Here is an 18048-nt window from a genome sequence, read left to right as displayed (position 1 = left end):
CTTGTTATGTCCAGCTTCGTGTCCCAGTTTGGATCCGGTTGGGCGCTGAATACATTGGGTCACCGCCCAGGGAGAGTTGTTATAGAGGGTGTTTCTGTAAAGTAATCGTTACGAATGTGGCGATACTGCGTGTGGGTGGCTTTTTTCCGGGGTGGTGTTGCGGATGTCTGTCACGTAATCTTTACGAAAAACTGCGATGCCACCTAAAAAGTTGTCGGATTGGTCCGTGAGACCCGTGAGGTCGGGCGATCCAGTTCCAGTTGCGCAGTCGTCCTGAACCTCTTCCCGAGCTTTTTTCATGCGTATCAAAGTGCACTGCCAGAACCGCATCGGCATCCTTCGCGATATCCTCAACCTGTTGGTGGACTATGGCATCAACGTCGCACGGGGGGAGGTCGGCGGTGACCAGGGCAATGCGATCTACCTGCACTGTCCCAATCTGATCAACCTGCAATTCCAGGCCCTGCGACCGAAGTTCGAAACCATCGCCGGGGTGTTTGGCGTGAAGCGGGTCGGCCTGATGCCCAGCGAGCGGCGGCACATGGAACTCAATGCGCTGCTGGGGGCGCTGGAGTTTCCGGTGCTGTCCATCGACATGGGCGGCTGCATCGTTGCGGCGAACCGGGCGGCGGCACAGTTGCTCGGGGTGCGGGTCGACGAGGTGCCGGGGATCGCCTTGTCCCGCTACGCGCCGGATTTCGACCTGCCGGAACTGGTGCGCAGCAACAAGTCGCGAATCAATGGCCTGCGGGTCAAGGTCAAGGGTGACGTGTTTCTGGCGGACATCGCGCCACTGCAGCCCGAACACGAAGACAGCGAGGCCATGGCCGGCGCGGTTTTGACACTGCACCGCGCCGATCAGGTCGGCGAACGGATCTACAACGTGCGCAAGCAGGAGCTGCGCGGTTTTGACAGCATTTTCCAGAGCTCGCGAGTGATGGCGGCGGTGGTGCGTGAAGCCCGGCGCATGGCGCCGCTGGATGCGCCGTTGCTGATCGAGGGTGAAACCGGTACCGGCAAGGAGTTGCTGGCCCGCGCCTGCCACTTGGCCAGTCCACGTGGGCAGGCGCCATTGATGGCACTCAACTGTGCGGGCCTGCCGGAGTCGATGGCCGAAACCGAGTTGTTCGGCTACGGCCCCGGTGCCTTCGAGGGGGCGCGGGCCGAGGGCAAGCTTGGCCTGCTGGAACTGACGGCCGGCGGTACGCTGTTTCTTGACGGGGTCGGGGAGATGAGTCCGCGGCTGCAGGCCAAGCTGCTGCGTTTTCTGCAGGATGGCGGGTTCCGCCGGGTGGGTAGTGACGAGGAGGTCTACCTCGATGTGCGGGTGATCTGCGCGACCCAGGTCGACCTGTCGGAACTGTGCGCTCGCGGTGAGTTTCGCCAGGACCTCTATCACCGGCTCAACGTGTTGTCGCTCCATATTCCGCCGTTGCGCGAGTGCCTGGATGGGTTGACCCCTTTGGTGGAACACTTTCTCGACCAGGCCAGCCGGCAGATCGGTTGCTCGCTGCCCAGGCTGGCACCGGCGGCGATGGAGCGATTGAGCCATTACCACTGGCCGGGCAACGTCCGTCAGTTGGAAAACGTGCTGTTCCAGGCGGTATCGCTGTGCGATGGCGGCCTGGTCAAGGCCGAGCATATCCGGCTGCCGGATTACGGCGTACGCCAGCCACTCGGGGACTTTTCCCTGGAGGGCGGCCTGGACGAGATCGTCGGGCGTTTCGAGAAGGCGGTGCTGGAACGGCTCTATTCCGAACACCCAAGCAGCCGGTCGCTGGGCAAGCGACTGGGGGTTTCCCACACCACCATCGCCAACAAGCTCAAGGCCCATGCCGTCGGCAAGGAAGATTGAACCCAGGATTCGAAAGGGACTTGTTCGTGAGCCAGGAGTGGCCTGGCGATTGCACCTCTGACCGATGCTTGCCGCTAGCGGCATGACAGCGCCGTTTTTTCGTCTTTGCACCCAAGGTTGGAAAAGCTCCTTTGGCTGCTACAGCCCCGGCTGGACTGGGGTTTACGGGGCGCAATGGAATGTTGGTGCAAAAATTGCTAAGGCTCTCGCCGTACAGCGGTGGGCGGCAAACGTCCGTCAGCAAGAGGAAAGACTGTGGACAAGTACCTTTACGTGGCAATGACCGGCGCCAGCCAGAACGCGCTGGCGCAAAAGGCGCATGCCAACAACTTGGCGAACATCTCTACCAGCGGTTTTCAGCGTGACCTGGAGCAGGCGCGTTCGATGCCAGTATTCGGTGACGTCTTTCCGGCGCGGGCGTTCGCCATGTCCGAACGGCCGGCAACCGACTTTTCGCCGGGCGCGATGCAGGAAACCGGGCGTGATCTTGACGTGGCCGTGGGCGGCAACGGTTGGATGGCGGTCCAGACGCCGGATGGCGGCGAAGGTTATGTGCGCACCGCGAGCATGAATATTGACGCCTTGGGCGTGCTGCGTGCCGGCAACGGCATGCCGGTCATCGGCAACGCCGGCCCGATCGCCGTGCCGCCCGAGTCGAAGATCGAAGTGGGCCAGGACGGCACCATCAGCATCCGCTCGATGGGCGAGGGGCCGCGTGTCGTGGCCGTGGTCGACCGCATCAAGCTGGTCAACCCCGATCCCAAGTCCATGACCAAGGGCCTGGACGGCATGATCCACACCAAGGATGGGCAGCCGGCGGTCGCCGATGCCAACGTCAAGCTGGAGTCGGGTTTCCTCGAGGCGAGCAACGTTAATGCCGTCGAAGAGATGACCGCGGTGCTGGCCTTGTCCAAGCAGTTCGAGTTGCATATCAAAATGATGAACACCGCCAAAGACGATGACCAGGCAATGGCTCGGGTCTTGCAGATCAGCTAATCACCACAACGTAGCGCCGTAAAACAGGCGCGCGAAGGAGAACAGAATGCTTCCGGCTCTATGGGTTGCAAAAACAGGTTTGGCGGCGCAAGACACCAACCTGACCACCATTTCCAACAACCTGGCCAACGTCTCGACCACCGGCTTCAAGCGTGATCGTGCCGAATTCCAGGACCTGCTGTACCAGATCAAGCGTCAGCCTGGCGCCCAGTCGACCCAGGACAGCGAGCTGCCGTCGGGCCTGCAACTGGGTACCGGTGTACGCATCGTCGGCACCCAGAAGAACTTCGCCGCCGGCAGCCTGCAGACCACCGACCAGCCGCTGGACATCGCGGTCAACGGCCGTGGCTTCTTCCAGATCCTGCAACCGGACGGGACCACGGCCTACACCCGTGACGGTACTTTCCACCTGGACAACACCGGCCAGATCGTTACTGCCGCAGGTTTCGCCCTGCAGCCGGCGATCGTGATCCCGAACAACGCCCAGACCTTCACTGTCGGCAAGGACGGTACCGTCTCGATCACCACCGCCGGCAACCCGGCCTCGCAAGTGATCGGCAACCTGCAGACCGCCGACTTCATCAACCCGGCCGGCCTGCAGGCCGTCGGTGGCAACCTGTTCCTGGAAACCGCCGCCAGCGGTGCGCCCCAGGTCAGCACTCCGGGCCTGAACGGTTTCGGTACCACCGAGCAGAGCACCCTGGAAACCTCGAACGTCAGCACCGTGGAGGAGATGGTCAACATGATCACCACCCAGCGTGCCTACGAAATGAACTCCAAGGTGATTTCCACCGCCGACCAGATGCTCTCGTTCGTCGCGCAGAATCTGTAATCAAGTCTATATGGCGGCCTCGGGGTCGCCTGCAACACCGTGAGGTAAGGGTCATGAATCGGTTGTTTTCTGTTCTCGCGCTGAGTGGGATGGCGGCGCTGGCCGGGTGCGTGAGTCCGCCGCCCAAGCCCAATGACCCGTACTACGCACCGGTGTTGCCGCGCACCCCGTTGCCTGCCGCGGCGAACAACGGCTCGATCTACCAGGCCGGTTTCGAACAGAACCTGTATGGCGACCGCAAGGCGTTCCGGGTCGGTGACATCATCACCATCACCCTGAACGAAGCCACCCAGGCCAGCAAGAACGCCAACTCCAACCTGTCGAAGAAAAGCTCCAACAGCCTGGGGCTGACTTCGCTGTTTGGCAGTGTGCCGAACACCAACAACCCGCTGGGCAGTGGCGACCTCACCCTGAACGCCGGCTACAGCGGTACCCGTGCCACCGATGGCACTTCCAAGGCTGGCCAGAGCAACAGCTTGACCGGTTCGATCACCGTGACCGTGGCCGATGTGCTGCCCAATGGCATCATTGCGGTACGTGGCGAGAAGTGGCTGACCCTCAACACCGGCGATGAGCTGGTGCGGATCGCCGGTCTGATCCGGGCCGACGACATCGCCACTGACAATACCGTACCGTCCACCCGCGTGGCCGATGCGCGCATCACCTATTCGGGTACCGGCTCCTTTGCCGATACAAGTCAGCCGGGTTGGTTCGACCGTTTCTTCCTCAGCCCACTCTGGCCTTTCTAGGTGCCGACGATCATGTTCAACTTCAAGCATCTGATGGCGGCCGTGCTGCTGATGTCGACCGCCTTCAGTGTCCAGGCCGAGCGGTTGAAGGACATCGCCAGCATCTCCGGCGTACGTTCCAACCAGTTGATCGGCTATGGCCTGGTGGTGGGCTTGAACGGTACGGGTGACCAGACCACCCAGACCCCGTTCACCCTGCAGACCTTCAACAACATGCTGTCGCAGTTCGGCATCAAGGTGCCGGCCAACTCCGGTAGCGTCCAGTTGAAGAACGTCGCGGCGGTGTCGGTCAGTGCCGACCTGCCGGCGTTTGCCAAGCCGGGCCAGATGGTGGATATCACCGTTTCTTCCATCGGTAACTCCAAGAGCCTGCGTGGCGGTACGCTGCTGCTGACGCCGCTGAAGGGGATCGATGGCAACGTCTACGCCATCGCCCAAGGCAACCTGGTGGTGGGTGGTTTCGACGCCGAAGGGCGTGACGGTTCGAAGATCACCGTCAACGTTCCGTCGGCCGGTCGTATTCCTGGCGGTGCGTCCGTCGAGCGTGCGGTACCGAGCGGTTTCAACCAGGGCAACAGCCTGACCCTGAACCTCAACCGTTCCGACTTCACCACCGCCAAGCGGATCGTCGACAAGGTCAACGACATGCTCGGCCCAGGCGTGGCCCAGGCTATCGACGGCGGTTCGGTGCGAGTCACCGCGCCGCTGGATCCGAGCCAGCGTGTCGACTACATCTCGATCCTGGAAAACCTCGAGGTCGATCCGGGTCAGGCCGTAGCGAAGGTCATCATCAACTCGCGTACCGGCACCATCGTGATCGGGCAGAACGTCAAGGTTTCGCCGGCAGCGGTGACCCATGGCAGTCTGACGGTGACCATCACCGAGGACCCGATCGTCAGTCAGCCGGGCCCGCTGTCCAATGGCACCACGGCAGTCGTACCGCGCTCGCGGGTCAATGCACAGCAGGAAGCCAAGCCGATGTTCAAGTTCGGTCCGGGCACCACCCTGGACGAAATCGTCCGTGCGGTGAACCAGGTGGGTGCGGCGCCAGGCGACCTGATGGCGATTCTCGAAGCCTTGAAACAGGCTGGCGCGCTGCAAGCCGACCTGATCGTGATCTGAGGACGATTCCATGGTTGATATTCGTAACAGCGGGATCGTCAATGCCAGCGACTCGGGGGCCTATACCGACCTCAATCGTCTGAACAACCTCAAGGTCGGCGACCGGACCAGCGACGGCAACCTGCGCAAGGTCGCCCAGGAATTCGAATCGCTGTTTCTCAGCCAGATGCTCAAGTCGATGCGTTCGGCCACTGAAGTGCTGGGCCAGGACAACCCGCTCAACACGCCCGCGGCCAAGCAGTATCAGGAAATGTATGACCAGCAACTGGCGGTGACCATGTCCCGTCAGGGCGGTGGTATCGGCCTGGCCGACGTACTGATGCGTCAGATGTCGAAGGAAAAAGGCTTGCGTCCGTCCGAGAGTGGGCTGACCGTTGGTCCGCCCGCCACGGCGACCGATACGCCGGCCGCTGCATCGGTGGAAACGCCGATCGCTGCCGGCACCGTTACCTCGACACCGGGCTCGCCGTTCAGCCGTTCCAATGGCCAGCATGCCTTGTGGGCCTCCAGAGTCGCCCACGGCACCGCCAGCGATGGCACCGCGCGCAACGACGTGGCCAAGCTCAACGCGCGTCGCCTGTCGCTGCCGAGCAAGTTGACCGACCGGCTGCTGGCCGGCCTGGTGCCGTCCGCCGACGCCAGCCAGGTCGCTGCAGCCGGCTATGCCGTACCGGAGCGCAACAGCGCCTCCGCCGATGCAGCGCTCAAGAGTGACAACATGGCGACCCGCAGCGTTGCCGTACCAGCGTCGCGAATGCAGGTTTACAGCCGCGCGGTGGCCCAGCCGCCGCTGGCGCCGGCCAAGCGCGCCTTCAGCTCGGCGGACGAATTCGTCGCAACCATGCTGCCGATGGCCGAGCAGGCTGCCAAGCGCATCGGGGTCGACCCTCGTTACCTGGTGGCCCAGGCCGCGCTTGAAACCGGTTGGGGCAAGTCGGTCATGCGCCAGCAGGACGGCAGCAGCAGTCACAACCTGTTCGGCATCAAGGCCGGCAGCAGTTGGCAGGGGCCGCAGGCGCGGGCCATTACCAGTGAATTCCGCGATGGGCAGATGGTCAAAGAAACAGCGGACTTCCGTTCCTATGATTCCTACCAGGACAGCTTCCATGACCTGGTCACGATGCTGCAAAGCAACAGTCGCTATCAAGATGTGCTGAAGTCGGCCGATAAACCTGAACAGTTTGTGCGTGAGCTGCAAAAGGCCGGCTATGCAACCGATCCGGACTACGCCAGCAAGATCACGCAAATAGCAAAACAGATGAAGAGCTACCAGAACTACGCTGCGGCGACGAGCGCTTCCACGAATTTATAAGGTCTGAATCATGAGTTTGCTCAATATCGGGATGACGGGGTTGAACGCTGCCAGCTCGGCCCTGACGACTACTGGTAACAACATTGCCAACGTTGACACGGCCGGTTACTCGCGTCAGCAGACCGTGCAGACGACTGCGGCCTCGCAGCGATATGGCAACGTCTTCATCGGCACCGGCACCACGCTGGCCGATGTGCGTCGGGTCTACAGTTCCTACCTGGAATCGCAGCTGCATACCGCGACCTCGCTCAACAGCGATGCCTCGTCGTACCTGGCCCAGGTGACGCCGACCGACTCGATGCTGTCGGACACCAATACCGGCATGACCGCGTCCCTGCAGAGCTTCTTCACCGCGCTGCAGTCGGTCTCGACCACGCCGACCGACGATGCTTCCCGCCAGAACACCCTGAGCAGCGCCAAGGCCCTGAGCGATCGCTTCAACTCCATCGCCAAGCAGCTCAACGACCAGAACACCGGGATCAACACCAACCTGGCGGACATGGCCGACCAGGTGAACAAGCTGGCGACCAGCATCGCCCAGCTCAACGAGCAGATCACCAAGATTTCTCCGTCCGCCGGTGCGCCCAACGACCTGATGGACAAGCGTAACGAGGCCGTGCGCCAGCTGTCCGAACTGGTCGGTACCTCGGTGACCGAGCGTGGCTCCAACTATGACGTCTACCTGGCCAACGGCCAGCCGCTGGTCATGGGCAACTCCACCAACACCCTGGCGGCCGTGCCCAGCAAGGACGACCCGAGCCGTTACGCGCTGCAGCTGAACCGTGCCTCCAGCACCATCGACATCACGGATACGGTCAGTGGCGGCGAGATCGGCGGGCTGCTGCGCTATCGCACCGAAGTGCTGAATCCTTCGCTCAACGAGCTGGGGCGCGTGGCCATGGTCCTCTCCGACCAGATGAACAAGCAGAACGCCCAGGGCATCGACAAGAACGGCAACTTCGGTACGGCGATCTTCAACGATATCAACAGCGCCACGCTGGTCAGCCAGCGCAGTATCGCCAAGTCGACCAACAACCCGGCTTCCGGCAACCTCAACGTGAACATCAGCAACACCGGCGCGCTGACTACCTACGACTACCAGGTGACCTTCACCAACGGTACGGACTACTCGGTCAAGCGTTCCGACGGCACCGACATGGGCTCTTTCAGCACCACGACCACGCCGCCGCCGGTGATCGACGGTTTCACCCTGAACCCGAACAGCGCCACGCCGATGACTGCCGGCGACAGCTTCAAGGTCACCCCGACCCGCGCCGGTGCCAGTGACATCCAGATGGTCATGACCGACTCCAAGAGCATTGCTGCCGCAGCGCCATTGACCGGTGTGACCAGTGCCAACAACGGTGGGACCTACACCCAGCCGGTGCTGGTCGACCAGTTGGGCACTTCCAGCGCCACCAACAACGCGCAACTGCAGGACGCCATCAAGTACGGCACGCCGGTCAAGCTGGTGTTCGACGCCGCCGGTACCGGCGCTGCGGCGGGTACCCAGGGCTATACCCTGACCGACGCCAAGGGTAACGTCATGGGCACCGGCACCATCGTGCCGGGCCAGGGCAACACCCTGAACCTGAAAATCAACATGGTCGACGCCTCCGGCAACCCGGTGATGGACAACACGGTCACCCCCGCGGTCCAGAAGACGTTCACCGTGCAGACCACCGTGGGCGGTAACCCGAAAGCCGGCGAAAGCTACACCATCTCGATGACCGGTGCCGCTTCTTCGGACAATCGCAACAGCGCCGCCCTGATTGCTCTTCAGACCAAGAAAACGGTCGACACCGGTACCACCAGTCAAGGTATCAGCCTGTCGGACGCCTACGGCAAGCTGGTTTCCAACGTCGGTACCAAGGCCGCCCAGGCCAAGTCCGACAGCAGTGCGACCACCACCGTGCTGACCACCGCCAAGGGCGCCCGGGATTCATTGTCGGGGGTCAACCTCGACGAAGAAACCGGCAACCTGGTCAAGTACCAGCAGTACTACACCGCCTCTTCGCAGATCATCAAGGCGGCCCAGGAAACCTTCAGCGTGCTGATCAACAGTCTTTAAGGAGTCGTAATCCATGCGCATTTCCACCGCCCAGTATTACGAAACGACCGCCGCCAACTACCAGCGTGGCTACGACGGCATGCTCAAGAGTGCAGCCGAAGCGAGCAGCCTGACCAAGGTCAACACCGCCGCCGACGATCCGGTCGGTGCCGCGCGTCTGTTGCAGTTGGGCCAGCAAAGCGCCGCGCTGACCCAGTACGGCACCAACTCCAGCGCCCTGAAGACCCAGTACAGCCAGAGCGAAACTGCGCTGAGCTCGATCCAGGACGCGATGCAGCGTGCCCGCGAGCTGGCCCTGGCAGCCAATAACGGCACCAAGACCGATACCGATCGCAAGGCGGCCGCCCAGGAACTGGGGCAACTGCAGCAGACCATCCTCGGCCTGATGAACAGCCAGGACTCCAACGGCAACTACCTGTTCGGCGGTTCCAATACCAGCACGCCACCCTATACCGCCAACGCTGACGGTACCTACAGCTATAACGGTGATCAGTCCACGCTGAGCCTGCAGGTGGGTGAAAACCTGTCGCTGGGCAGCAACATCACCGGTTGGGAAGCGTTCCAGCAGACCATCAATACCGCGCGCACCAGCGCCACCATGACCGCACCCGCAGTCGACGACGGACGCGTGACCCTGTCCAACGGCCTGGTCAGCAACAGCGCCACCTATGATGCCAAGTTCACTGCCGGCCAGCCGTACACCGTGACCTTCCTCAGCAGCACGCAGTTGAAGATCACCGATGGTGCTGGCAACGACGTGACCTCCGAAGCGACGCAGAACGGTGTCGTCAGCAATAGCAGCGGCGCCAACCAGACGGTCAACTTCCGTGGCGTCGACCTGGCCCTGAACATCAACCTGAAGTCGGGTGATGTGGCGGATACCGTGATTGCTGGCCATACCTTCACCCTGGCTGCGCAACCGGACACCTTCAACACCACTCGCAGTGCTGGCAACCCGTCGACCACCGTGGTCACCGGCGCGACCACCACCAACCAGACGGCCTACACCAGCACCTTCCCCAACGGTGGCGCGACCATCAAGTTCGGTGCCGGTGGCGCCTATGACGTGTACGCCACGCCAATCAGCTCGACCAGCCAGCCGATCTCCTCCGGTACCATGGCTGCGCCACCTGCGGCGCAGACCATTACGGCGGCCGGGGTGACCTTCACCTTCAGTGGTGCGGCGTCGGCCGGCGACCAGTTCATGGTCCAGTCCAACAATCACCAGACCCAGAACATCCTGGACACCCTGTCGTCGATGATCACCGCGCTGAACACTTCGGTCGATGGCGATCCGGTGGCCCAGCAGAAACAACTGGCGACCATGAACGCCGGGATCAGCAACATCGACAGTGCGTTCAGCCAGACCGGCTCGGCGATCACCACGGTCGGTTCGCGTGGATCGGCGCTGGATAACCAGGCCGCCACCAACCAGAGCCTGACCCTGGCCAATACCAGCAGCCAACAGGCGATCCGCGACTCCGATCCTGCCGAAGTGATGACCCGCCTGACCCTGCAGCAGACCATGTTGCAGGCCGCTCAACTGGCTTTCAGCAAGGTCAGCCAACTGGGCCTGTTCAACAAGATCTGACGACAGCGGGCGCGCCAGCGCCCCCTCGTTGCCCAGTATCGTCTGCCAGCCGCTGCATTCAGCGGCTTCAGGGGCCCTTCCGGCCGGAAGGGAACCCTCCGCTCGAGAGTCCTGCCGTGAACCCTATGCCGCTTGTCAGTGTCGCCATTCCCGCCTCCAGTCCACGGTTTTTCTCCAAGGCCCTTGGTGGGCTGCTGACCCAGGCTTATGGCAATTTCGAGATTATCGTCTGCGACGACAGCCGTGGCGATGAGATCGAGCAGGCGGTTCTGGCATTGAGTGAGCGCAGTGGCAGGGTCGTGCGTTATGTGCGCAACCCGCAGCCGTTGGGCTATATCGGCAACTTGCATGCCTGTCTGGCACAGGCTCGGGGCGAGTACGTCAAGTTCCTGATGGACGACGACCAGTTGCTACCCGACATTCTCGCGCAGCAGACCCAGGTCTTCATCGAGCAGTCGGACGTCAACCTGGTGCTTGCCCAGCGTCTGTTCTGGGACGCCGACGACCTGCAATTGCCATCGCGCCTGGAAAATACCGCGCTGTCGCCGGCGTCCGGGCTGTTCAAGGGCGAAGACCTGCTGGCCATCTGCGAAAACTTTCCGGTGAATTTCTTTGGCGGACTGACCAGTGCGATGTTTCGGCGTTCCGACCTGGTCGAACTGCTGCCGGCTCTTACCCAGCCGGGACATTGCTTTATCGCCTCCCTCGACCTGGCCCTCTATATCTGCCTGTTCCGGCGCGGCACGCTGGCCATGCTGAACAACGTGTTGAGCATCGAGCGTCTGTACCCGGAGCGCATGAGTCACCAGCAGGCGATGAAGGATGCCGCAGTCACGGAGATGGAATGGCTGGTGCAGATGCTCAAAGCGCGTAGTGGCGAATCGGCACCAGCTCCGGGCTGGGTGCGGTTCCTGCCGTTGGCCAGTGCCGTCGGCCTGCCGCGTGAGTGGGATGAACTGCCGCTGAGCCGTACCCTGGGCAACAAGCAGACCACGCAGCCCTGGCGCGTTGGTATTGCCAGTGAGAGCTTCAGCCAGTTGTATAGCGAATGGTTGTCCTGCCGGACCTTGCCGGAACCGCAGAAAAAGCTGTTGTCCGACACCCTGGCGGGGTGGGCCTGGCAGCCGAAGATCGTGCCGGTGGTGATCGACGAGCAGGGCGGCAGTTCCAGCCTGGGGATTACCTTGCGCAGCCTCGAGGAGCAGCTCTATGCCCCGGAACTGACGCTGGTGCTGTCTGCCACCTGTACCGAAGCGAGTCTGCACGGCAAGGTCTTCCACCTGCCGCTGGCGGATGATTGGCGCGAGCAGTTGAATGGGCTGCTGCCGCAGCTCGACGGTGGCGACTGGTTCTATCTGTTGCGCGCTGGCGATCGTCTGCGCGAGCCGGCGCTGCTGGTGCTGGCCGAGCGTATCCTTGCCAATCCGGCGATCCGTTGTGCCTACAGCGACGAAGGCGCCTTGCGCGACGGCGAGTCTGCCGGGCCGGTGTTCAAGCCGCAGTTCAATCTTGACCTGATGCGTAGCTATCCCTACGTCGGGCGTGCGCTGGCTTTTCAGCGCAAGGGCTTCGTGGAGCTGGACGGCTTCGATGTCGTGCAGGGCGAGTTGGCGCCCCAGGATCTGCTCTGGCGTATGGTGGAAAGCGACGGTACCCGCGCGGTGCACCATATTGCCGAGGTCCAGCTGGAGTCGCTGTTCTCATTCTCCAAGTGGCTGTCGTCGCCCGAGGTGCTGGAGCTTGCTCCGCGGGTGACCGAAGCTCATCTGAATCGCCTGGGTGTTGCCCACCGGATTCAGGTAGGCGATGACTCGCCGCTCACGCGTGTCGAGTATGTGCATGCCAGTCGTCCGCTGGTGTCGATCATCCTGGTCAGCAAGGATCAATGCGCGGCCCTGCAGCGTTGTATCGATACTCTGCTGGAGCGTACCGGCTATGCCGAATACGAGCTGCTGCTGGTGGACAATGGCAGCGAGAGTGCCGAGGCCCGGGCCTGGTTCGAGGGCATGGCCGAACTGGGCAGTGAACGCCTGCGCGTGCTGTCCTGTCCACAACAGGGTAATGCGGCGGCTGTGCGCAACTTCGCCGCGCAGCAGGCCCGTGGCGAATACCTGCTGCTGCTCAATCCCTATGCGGTGATCACCAATGGCCAATGGCTGGATGAGATGCTGGCCCAGGCCCAGCGTCCGGAAGTTGGCGTGGTCGGTGCCAAGTTGTTCAGCCCGGAAGGGCGGGTGCTGCATGCTGGCGTGATCCTGGGGCTACGGGGGCCGGCCGGCTTGCCGTTCTACGGCGAGGTGATGCAGGCCGCCGGCTACATGTACCGGCTCCAGGCTGTGCATGACCTCAGTGCCGTCGGTGCCGACTGCATGCTGGTGCGCAAGTCACTGTTCGACAGCCTTGGCGGGTTGGACGAGCAGAGTTTTGCCCACACCCTCAACGAGGTGGATTTCTGTTTGCGGGTCGGCCAGAGCAACCATCTGGTGGTCTGGACGCCGTTCGCACAACTGGCCATGGGTGCTGTCCCTGGCGTGGTACTGGAAGTCGAGGAGCAGACGCAGCGACAGAACGAGGAAAAGAGTTTCTACCAGCGCTGGCTGCCGATCGTTGCCCGTGACCCGGCCTACAACCCGAGCTTGACGCTGGACAGCCTGAACGGTTCGAGCTTCAGTCTGGAACCTGGTCTGCGCGATGGCTGGAGTCCGTTTTCCGCGCCGCATCTGCCGAAAATCATGGCGTTGCCGATCAACGCCTCGGCTGTCGGTCACTATCGGATAACCCAGCCGCTGATCGAGCTGGAAGCGTCTGGGCGAGCCATTGGCCGCACCTATTACACTCTGCCGTCGATCATCGAGGTCGCACGTCAGTCTCCTGACGTCATCGTCCAGCAGGGACGCTACACGGCATTGCCGATCGAGGAGATCGCGGTGCTGATGAGTTACAGCAACGCCCGACGCATCTATGAACTCGATGACTATGTCATCGATCCGCCGCGCAAGAACGGGCATATCCGCAACCTGCCACAACGCGATGAAATGGAGCGCCTGATCCGGCGCGGTATAAGTCTGTGCGATCGAGTCGTGGTGTCGACCCAACCGCTCGCCGACGCGCTGTCTTCGATGCACCAGGACATCCGCGTCGTCCCGAACATGCTTGCGCCGCACATGTGGAGTGACCTGCAGAGCCAGCGCCGGACCAGCAAGAAGCCTCGGGTCGGTTGGGGCGGTGGAACCAGCCATGCCGGCGACCTTGCGGTTATCGCCGATGTCGTGCGGGAATTGGCCAACGAGGTGGACTGGGTATTCTTCGGCATGTGCCCGGAGGAGCTGCGGCCGTACATGCACCAGTTCCATGGCGTCATTGATCTCAAGGATTATCCGAGGAAGCTGGCGAGCCTGAACCTGGACCTCGCCCTGGCTCCGTTGGAGTTTCATATCTTCAACGACTGCAAGAGCAACCTCCGGCTGTTGGAGTATGGAGCATGTGGCTATCCGGTGGTCTGCAGCGACACCAAGGCCTATGCCGGCTACCTGCCGTGCACGCGAGTCAAGACCAATACCACCGACGAGTGGCTCCAGGCCATTCGCATGCACCTGGCCGATCCCGATGCAAGCTACCGCATGGGTGACGAGTTGCGCGAGATCGTCCTGCGCGACTACATGTTGCGCGGTGATAACGTCCGCTACTGGGAACAGGGCTGGCTGGCCGATTGATGTGAGCGCTGGCTCTCCTGTCCCCACGGAGCTGGCGCGTTTCCTGCAAGCCCCCTTCATATCGCCATAAATCGTGCATTTGGCGTCAAGGCCTCGCGGCTTTGAGCCATCGCTTGTGATTTGACCCGGCAGTCTGGAAAGTTCCACAGGGCCCGAGCAGGTCCTGTGCTGAAGAAGAAGGGGACGTTGATGAAGGCAGTAATTCTGGCGGGCGGCCTGGGCACGCGAATCAGCGAGGAGTCGCACCTCAAGCCCAAGCCGATGATCGAGATTGGTGGCAAGCCAATTCTCTGGCACATCATGAAGCAGTACTCGGCCCACGGTATCCACGATTTTGTGATCTGCCTCGGGTACAAGGGCTACGCCATCAAGGATTTCTTCGCCAACTATTTCCTGCACACCTCCGACGTCACCTTCGACATGAGCAACAATCGCATGGACGTTCACCAGAACTACAGCGAGCCTTGGCGCGTGACCCTGATCGACACCGGTGAGGAAACCATGACCGGTGGCCGCCTGCGCCGTGCCGGCCGTTATCTGCAAGATGAGGAGGCGTTCTGCTTCACCTACGGTGACGGTGTCTCGGACCTCGATATCAGCGCCCTGGTGAGTTTCCACCGGGCCAGCGGCAAGCTGGCGACCGTCACTGCGGTACAGCCACCCGGTCGTTATGGTGCGCTGGAGCGTGACGGCGACATGGTCCGTGGTTTCGTCGAGAAACCCCGTGGCGACGGCGGTTGGATCAACGGCGGCTTTTTCGTCCTGTCGCCAAAGGTGCTGCCGTTGATCAGTGGCGACTCCACCATCTGGGAGGCCGAGCCGCTGATGGGCCTGGCCGCCGAGGGCCAACTGAATGCCTTCCAACACGATGGCTTCTGGCATCCGATGGACACCCTGCGTGACAAGAATCACCTGGAACAGCTCTGGCAGAGCGGGGAGGCCCCGTGGAAACAGTGGGACTGAGTCGGGCATTCTGGAGCGGCAAGCGGGTCCTGCTGACCGGTCATACCGGTTTCAAGGGCAGTTGGCTGGCGCTCTGGTTGCAGAGCCTTGGTGCGCAGGTCAGCGGCTTCGCCCTGGCGCCGGCAACCGAGCCGAACCTGTTCGAGCTGGCGCAGGTCGGCGAAGGCATGGACGATCGCCGCGGCGACCTGCGGGATCTCGGCGCGCTGCTGGAACTGATCGCCGAAACCGAGCCGGAAATCGTCTTGCACCTGGCGGCCCAGCCGCTGGTGCGCGAGGCCTATCGCGACCCGCTCGGTACTTATTCGAGCAACGTGATGGGCACGCTCAACCTGCTCGAAGCGATTCGCCAGGTCGGCGGCGTCAGTGCCTGTGTGCTGGTTACCACCGACAAGGTCTACGCCAACCAGGAGTGGCCGTGGCCCTACCGCGAAAACGAAGCCCTCGGCGGTCATGATCCCTATAGCAGCAGCAAGGCCTGTTGTGAGCTGCTCGCGCAGTCCTATGTGGCATCCTTTTTTCCACCTGAGCGTTATGACGTGCATGGCCTGGCTGTCGCGACCGCGCGGGCTGGCAACGTTCTGGGTGGTGGTGATTTCTCGCCGGAGCGACTGATTCCCGATGTGTTGCGCGCCTGGTCGGCCGGCGAGCCGGTGACCCTGCGTTATCCACAGGCGGTGCGGCCTTGGCAGCACGCGCTGGAGCCGCTGGCGGGCTACCTGCAACTGGCTGCGGCGCTGTATGAGCGTGGGCCGGACCTCGCCGGGGCTTGGAACTTCGGGCCGGGCGAGGACGACATGTGCAGTGTTGGCGACGTCGTTGCGCGGCTCGCCGCGCGTTGGCCGCAGGCCCCAGGCCTGCGCGTCGAGCCGAGCGAACTGCACGAGGCCGGATTGTTGCGCCTGGACAGCAGCCGCGCCCGGCAACTGCTCGGCTGGCAGCCTCGCTGGTCGTTGCAGCAGTGCCTGGAACAGACCCTCGACTGGCACCTGGCCTGGCAGGGCGGAGCCGACATGCGTGCGGTGAGCCTGGCCCAACTGTCGCTTTATCGGGGGGTGTTGTGAGCGAGTTCCTGATCCAGACGCTGCCCCTCGAGGGGTTGTTCAACGTTCAACACAAGCACCACGCCGACCCGCGCGGGCAATTTTCCCGACTGTTCTGCGAAGGTAGCCTGGATGCCTTTGGCGCGCCTTTTCATATCCGCCAGATCAACCATTCCTGTACCCGCGAGCGCGGCAGTGTGCGCGGCCTGCATTACCAGAATGCGCAGGCCCCGGAAGCCAAGCTGATCACTTGCCTGCGCGGCGAGGTCTGGGATGTGGCGGTGGACCTGCGCCCGGATTCGCCGACCTTCCTGCACTGGCATGCCGAGCACCTGCGCGCGGGCGATGGCCGCAGCCTCCTGCTGTCGGCTGGTTTCGCCCATGGCTTCCAGGCCCTGAGCGATGATGCCGAGCTGCTGTACCTGCACAGCGCCGACTACACGCCGGAGAGTGAAGGCGGGCTGTCGGTGCTCGACCCGCGCCTGGCGATCACCTGGCCCGAGGCTGTCAAAAATCTGTCGGCCAGGGATGCCAGCCATCCGCTGATCGACGTGTCTTTTCCTGGAGTGCGTTTATGAACTGCCGAGGTTGCGGCACCCCGCTGGTCCTGCCGTTGATCGATCTCGGCACCTCGCCACCGTCCAACGCCTACCTGCGTGCCGATCAATTGGAGCAGGCCGAAGCCTGGGTACCGCTGAAGGTCGCGGTTTGCCAGGCTTGCTGGCTGGTACAGACCGAGGACTACACCCGCGCCGACACGCTGTTCGACGCCGACTATGCCTATTTCAGCTCGTTCTCCAGCACCTGGCTGGCCCATGCCGAGCGTTACGTAGCCGAGATGGTCGAGCGTTTCGGGCTCACCGGTGACAGCCGGGTGGTGGAAGTGGCGGCCAACGATGGTTATCTGCTGCAGTACGTGGCCGACCGTGGCATTCCCTGCCTGGGCGTCGAGCCGACCCGCAGCACCGCCCAGGCGGCGCGGGACAAGGGGCTGGAGATCCGCGAGCTGTTCTTCGGCCGCGATACGGCCTTGCAATTGCGCGAGGAGGGCTGGGCTGCCGACCTGATGGCGGCCAACAACGTGCTCGCTCATGTGCCGGACATCAATGATTTTCTCCAGGGTTTCGCCACCCTGCTCAAGCCGACGGGCGTGGCGACCTTCGAGTTCCCGCACCTGCTGGCGCTGATGGCCGGGCACCAGTTCGATACCCTCTACCATGAGCATTACTCCTATTTGTCGCTGACCGCCGTGCAGGCGCTCTGCGAGCGCAACGGCCTGGAGGTCTTCGACGTCGGCGGCCTGCCGACCCATGGTGGCTCGCTGCGTGTGTTCGTGCAGCGTGCCGATGGCGAGCGGCGCGCCGTGCTACCGGTGGTGCGTCAGGTGCTGGAGGCCGAATTGGCCGCCGGCGTGAAGACCCCGGCGTTCTACGCCACCCTGGCGCCGGCCGCCGAACGCATCAAGCACGACCTGCTGCGTTTTCTGCTCCAGGCCAAGGCCGAAGGCAAACGTGTGGTCGGCTATGGCGCGGCTGCCAAGGGCAACACGCTGCTCAATTACGCCGGCGTGCGTCCGGACCTGCTGGCCTGGGTCGCCGATGCCAACCCGCACAAGCAGGGAAAATTCTTGCCAGGCAGTCGGATCCCGGTGGTTTCGCCGGAGCGCATTGCTGCCGAGAAACCGGACTACGTGCTGGTACTGCCATGGAACCTGTTGCAGGAAGTCAACCAGCAGCAGGTGGCGGTGCGTGAGTGGGGGGGGCGCTTTGTCGTCGCCGTGCCCGAGTTGACGGTCCTGTGA

13 protein-coding genes are annotated in these 18048 nt (G+C 62.7%); all 13 read left to right on the top strand.

Going from position 1 to position 18048, the window contains the following annotated elements; genetic code table 11:
* The first annotated feature begins 298 nt into the window (after nt 1-298).
* The 13 genes from AC6I6U_RS28085 (at nt 299) to AC6I6U_RS28025 (ending at nt 18048) form a co-directional block, all read left to right on the top strand.
* The gene (locus AC6I6U_RS28085; protein WP_497879235.1) at nt 299-1855 is read left to right on the top strand and encodes a sigma-54-dependent transcriptional regulator; all 1557 of its coding nucleotides are present in this window, start codon (nt 299-301) and stop codon (nt 1853-1855) included.
* Between the two features lie 255 nt (nt 1856-2110).
* On the top strand, nt 2111-2851 hold the full coding sequence (locus AC6I6U_RS28080; RefSeq protein WP_497879234.1) for a flagellar basal body rod protein FlgF: 741 nt from the start codon (nt 2111-2113) through the stop codon (nt 2849-2851).
* A 46-nt stretch (nt 2852-2897) separates the two neighbouring features.
* On the top strand, nt 2898-3683 hold the full coding sequence (gene flgG, locus AC6I6U_RS28075; RefSeq protein WP_497879233.1) for a flagellar basal-body rod protein FlgG: 786 nt from the start codon (nt 2898-2900) through the stop codon (nt 3681-3683).
* Nucleotides 3684-3736: 53 nt separating this feature from the next.
* Nucleotides 3737-4432 carry a flagellar basal body L-ring protein FlgH gene (gene flgH, locus AC6I6U_RS28070; protein ID WP_497879232.1) on the top strand — a complete coding sequence of 232 codons (696 nt, stop codon included), beginning with the start codon at nt 3737-3739 and terminating at the stop codon, nt 4430-4432.
* 12 nt (nt 4433-4444) lie between these two features.
* A complete protein-coding gene (locus AC6I6U_RS28065) occupies nt 4445-5554 on the top strand; it encodes a flagellar basal body P-ring protein FlgI (protein WP_497879231.1) in 1110 nt (369 codons plus the stop codon).
* A gap of 10 nt (nt 5555-5564) precedes the next feature.
* A complete protein-coding gene (gene flgJ, locus AC6I6U_RS28060; RefSeq protein WP_497879230.1) occupies nt 5565-6866 on the top strand; it encodes a flagellar assembly peptidoglycan hydrolase FlgJ in 1302 nt (433 codons plus the stop codon).
* A gap of 10 nt (nt 6867-6876) precedes the next feature.
* On the top strand, nt 6877-8937 hold the full coding sequence (gene flgK / locus AC6I6U_RS28055) for a flagellar hook-associated protein FlgK (protein ID WP_497879229.1): 2061 nt from the start codon (nt 6877-6879) through the stop codon (nt 8935-8937).
* 13 nt (nt 8938-8950) lie between these two features.
* Complete coding sequence (locus AC6I6U_RS28050; RefSeq protein WP_497879228.1) at nt 8951-10528, top strand: flagellar hook-associated protein 3; 1578 nt, start codon at nt 8951-8953, stop codon at nt 10526-10528.
* A gap of 116 nt (nt 10529-10644) precedes the next feature.
* Complete coding sequence (locus AC6I6U_RS28045; protein WP_497879227.1) at nt 10645-14241, top strand: glycosyltransferase; 3597 nt, start codon at nt 10645-10647, stop codon at nt 14239-14241.
* A 189-nt stretch (nt 14242-14430) separates the two neighbouring features.
* Nucleotides 14431-15204 (top strand): glucose-1-phosphate cytidylyltransferase, encoded by a 774-nt coding sequence (gene rfbF, locus AC6I6U_RS28040; protein WP_497879226.1) that lies wholly within the window; start codon nt 14431-14433, stop codon nt 15202-15204.
* Complete coding sequence (rfbG, locus tag AC6I6U_RS28035) at nt 15186-16268, top strand: CDP-glucose 4,6-dehydratase (RefSeq protein ID WP_497879225.1); 1083 nt, start codon at nt 15186-15188, stop codon at nt 16266-16268. Before rfbF ends, rfbG begins: the two co-directional genes overlap by 19 nt.
* The gene (locus tag AC6I6U_RS28030; RefSeq protein ID WP_497879224.1) at nt 16265-16825 is read left to right on the top strand and encodes a dTDP-4-dehydrorhamnose 3,5-epimerase family protein; all 561 of its coding nucleotides are present in this window, start codon (nt 16265-16267) and stop codon (nt 16823-16825) included. Before rfbG ends, AC6I6U_RS28030 begins: the two co-directional genes overlap by 4 nt.
* Nucleotides 16822-18048, top strand: a complete 1227-nt coding sequence (locus AC6I6U_RS28025; protein ID WP_497879223.1) for a methyltransferase domain-containing protein — start codon at nt 16822-16824, stop codon at nt 18046-18048. Before AC6I6U_RS28030 ends, AC6I6U_RS28025 begins: the two co-directional genes overlap by 4 nt.

It is taken from the genome of Pseudomonas sp. UTLPPB19802, from assembly GCF_059730225.1.
The sequence above is the reverse complement of the archived record's forward strand: the minus strand, read 5'-3'. Positions and strand labels throughout refer to the sequence as shown.

Bases quoted from the DNA above. Each gene is read 5' to 3' on its own strand.
- AC6I6U_RS28085 (WP_497879235.1), top strand. From the start codon at position 299: ATGCGTATCAAAGTGCACTGCCAGAACCGCATCGGCATCCTTCGCGAT.
- flgG (WP_497879233.1), top strand. From the start codon at position 2,898: ATGCTTCCGGCTCTATGGGTTGCAAAAACAGGTTTGGCGGCGCAAGAC.
- flgH (WP_497879232.1), top strand. From the start codon at position 3,737: ATGAATCGGTTGTTTTCTGTTCTCGCGCTGAGTGGGATGGCGGCGCTG.
- AC6I6U_RS28065 (WP_497879231.1), top strand. From the start codon at position 4,445: ATGTTCAACTTCAAGCATCTGATGGCGGCCGTGCTGCTGATGTCGACC.
- flgJ (WP_497879230.1), top strand. From the start codon at position 5,565: ATGGTTGATATTCGTAACAGCGGGATCGTCAATGCCAGCGACTCGGGG.
- flgK (WP_497879229.1), top strand. From the start codon at position 6,877: ATGAGTTTGCTCAATATCGGGATGACGGGGTTGAACGCTGCCAGCTCG.
- AC6I6U_RS28050 (WP_497879228.1), top strand. From the start codon at position 8,951: ATGCGCATTTCCACCGCCCAGTATTACGAAACGACCGCCGCCAACTAC.
- rfbF (WP_497879226.1), top strand. From the start codon at position 14,431: ATGAAGGCAGTAATTCTGGCGGGCGGCCTGGGCACGCGAATCAGCGAG.
- AC6I6U_RS28025 (WP_497879223.1), top strand. From the start codon at position 16,822: ATGAACTGCCGAGGTTGCGGCACCCCGCTGGTCCTGCCGTTGATCGAT.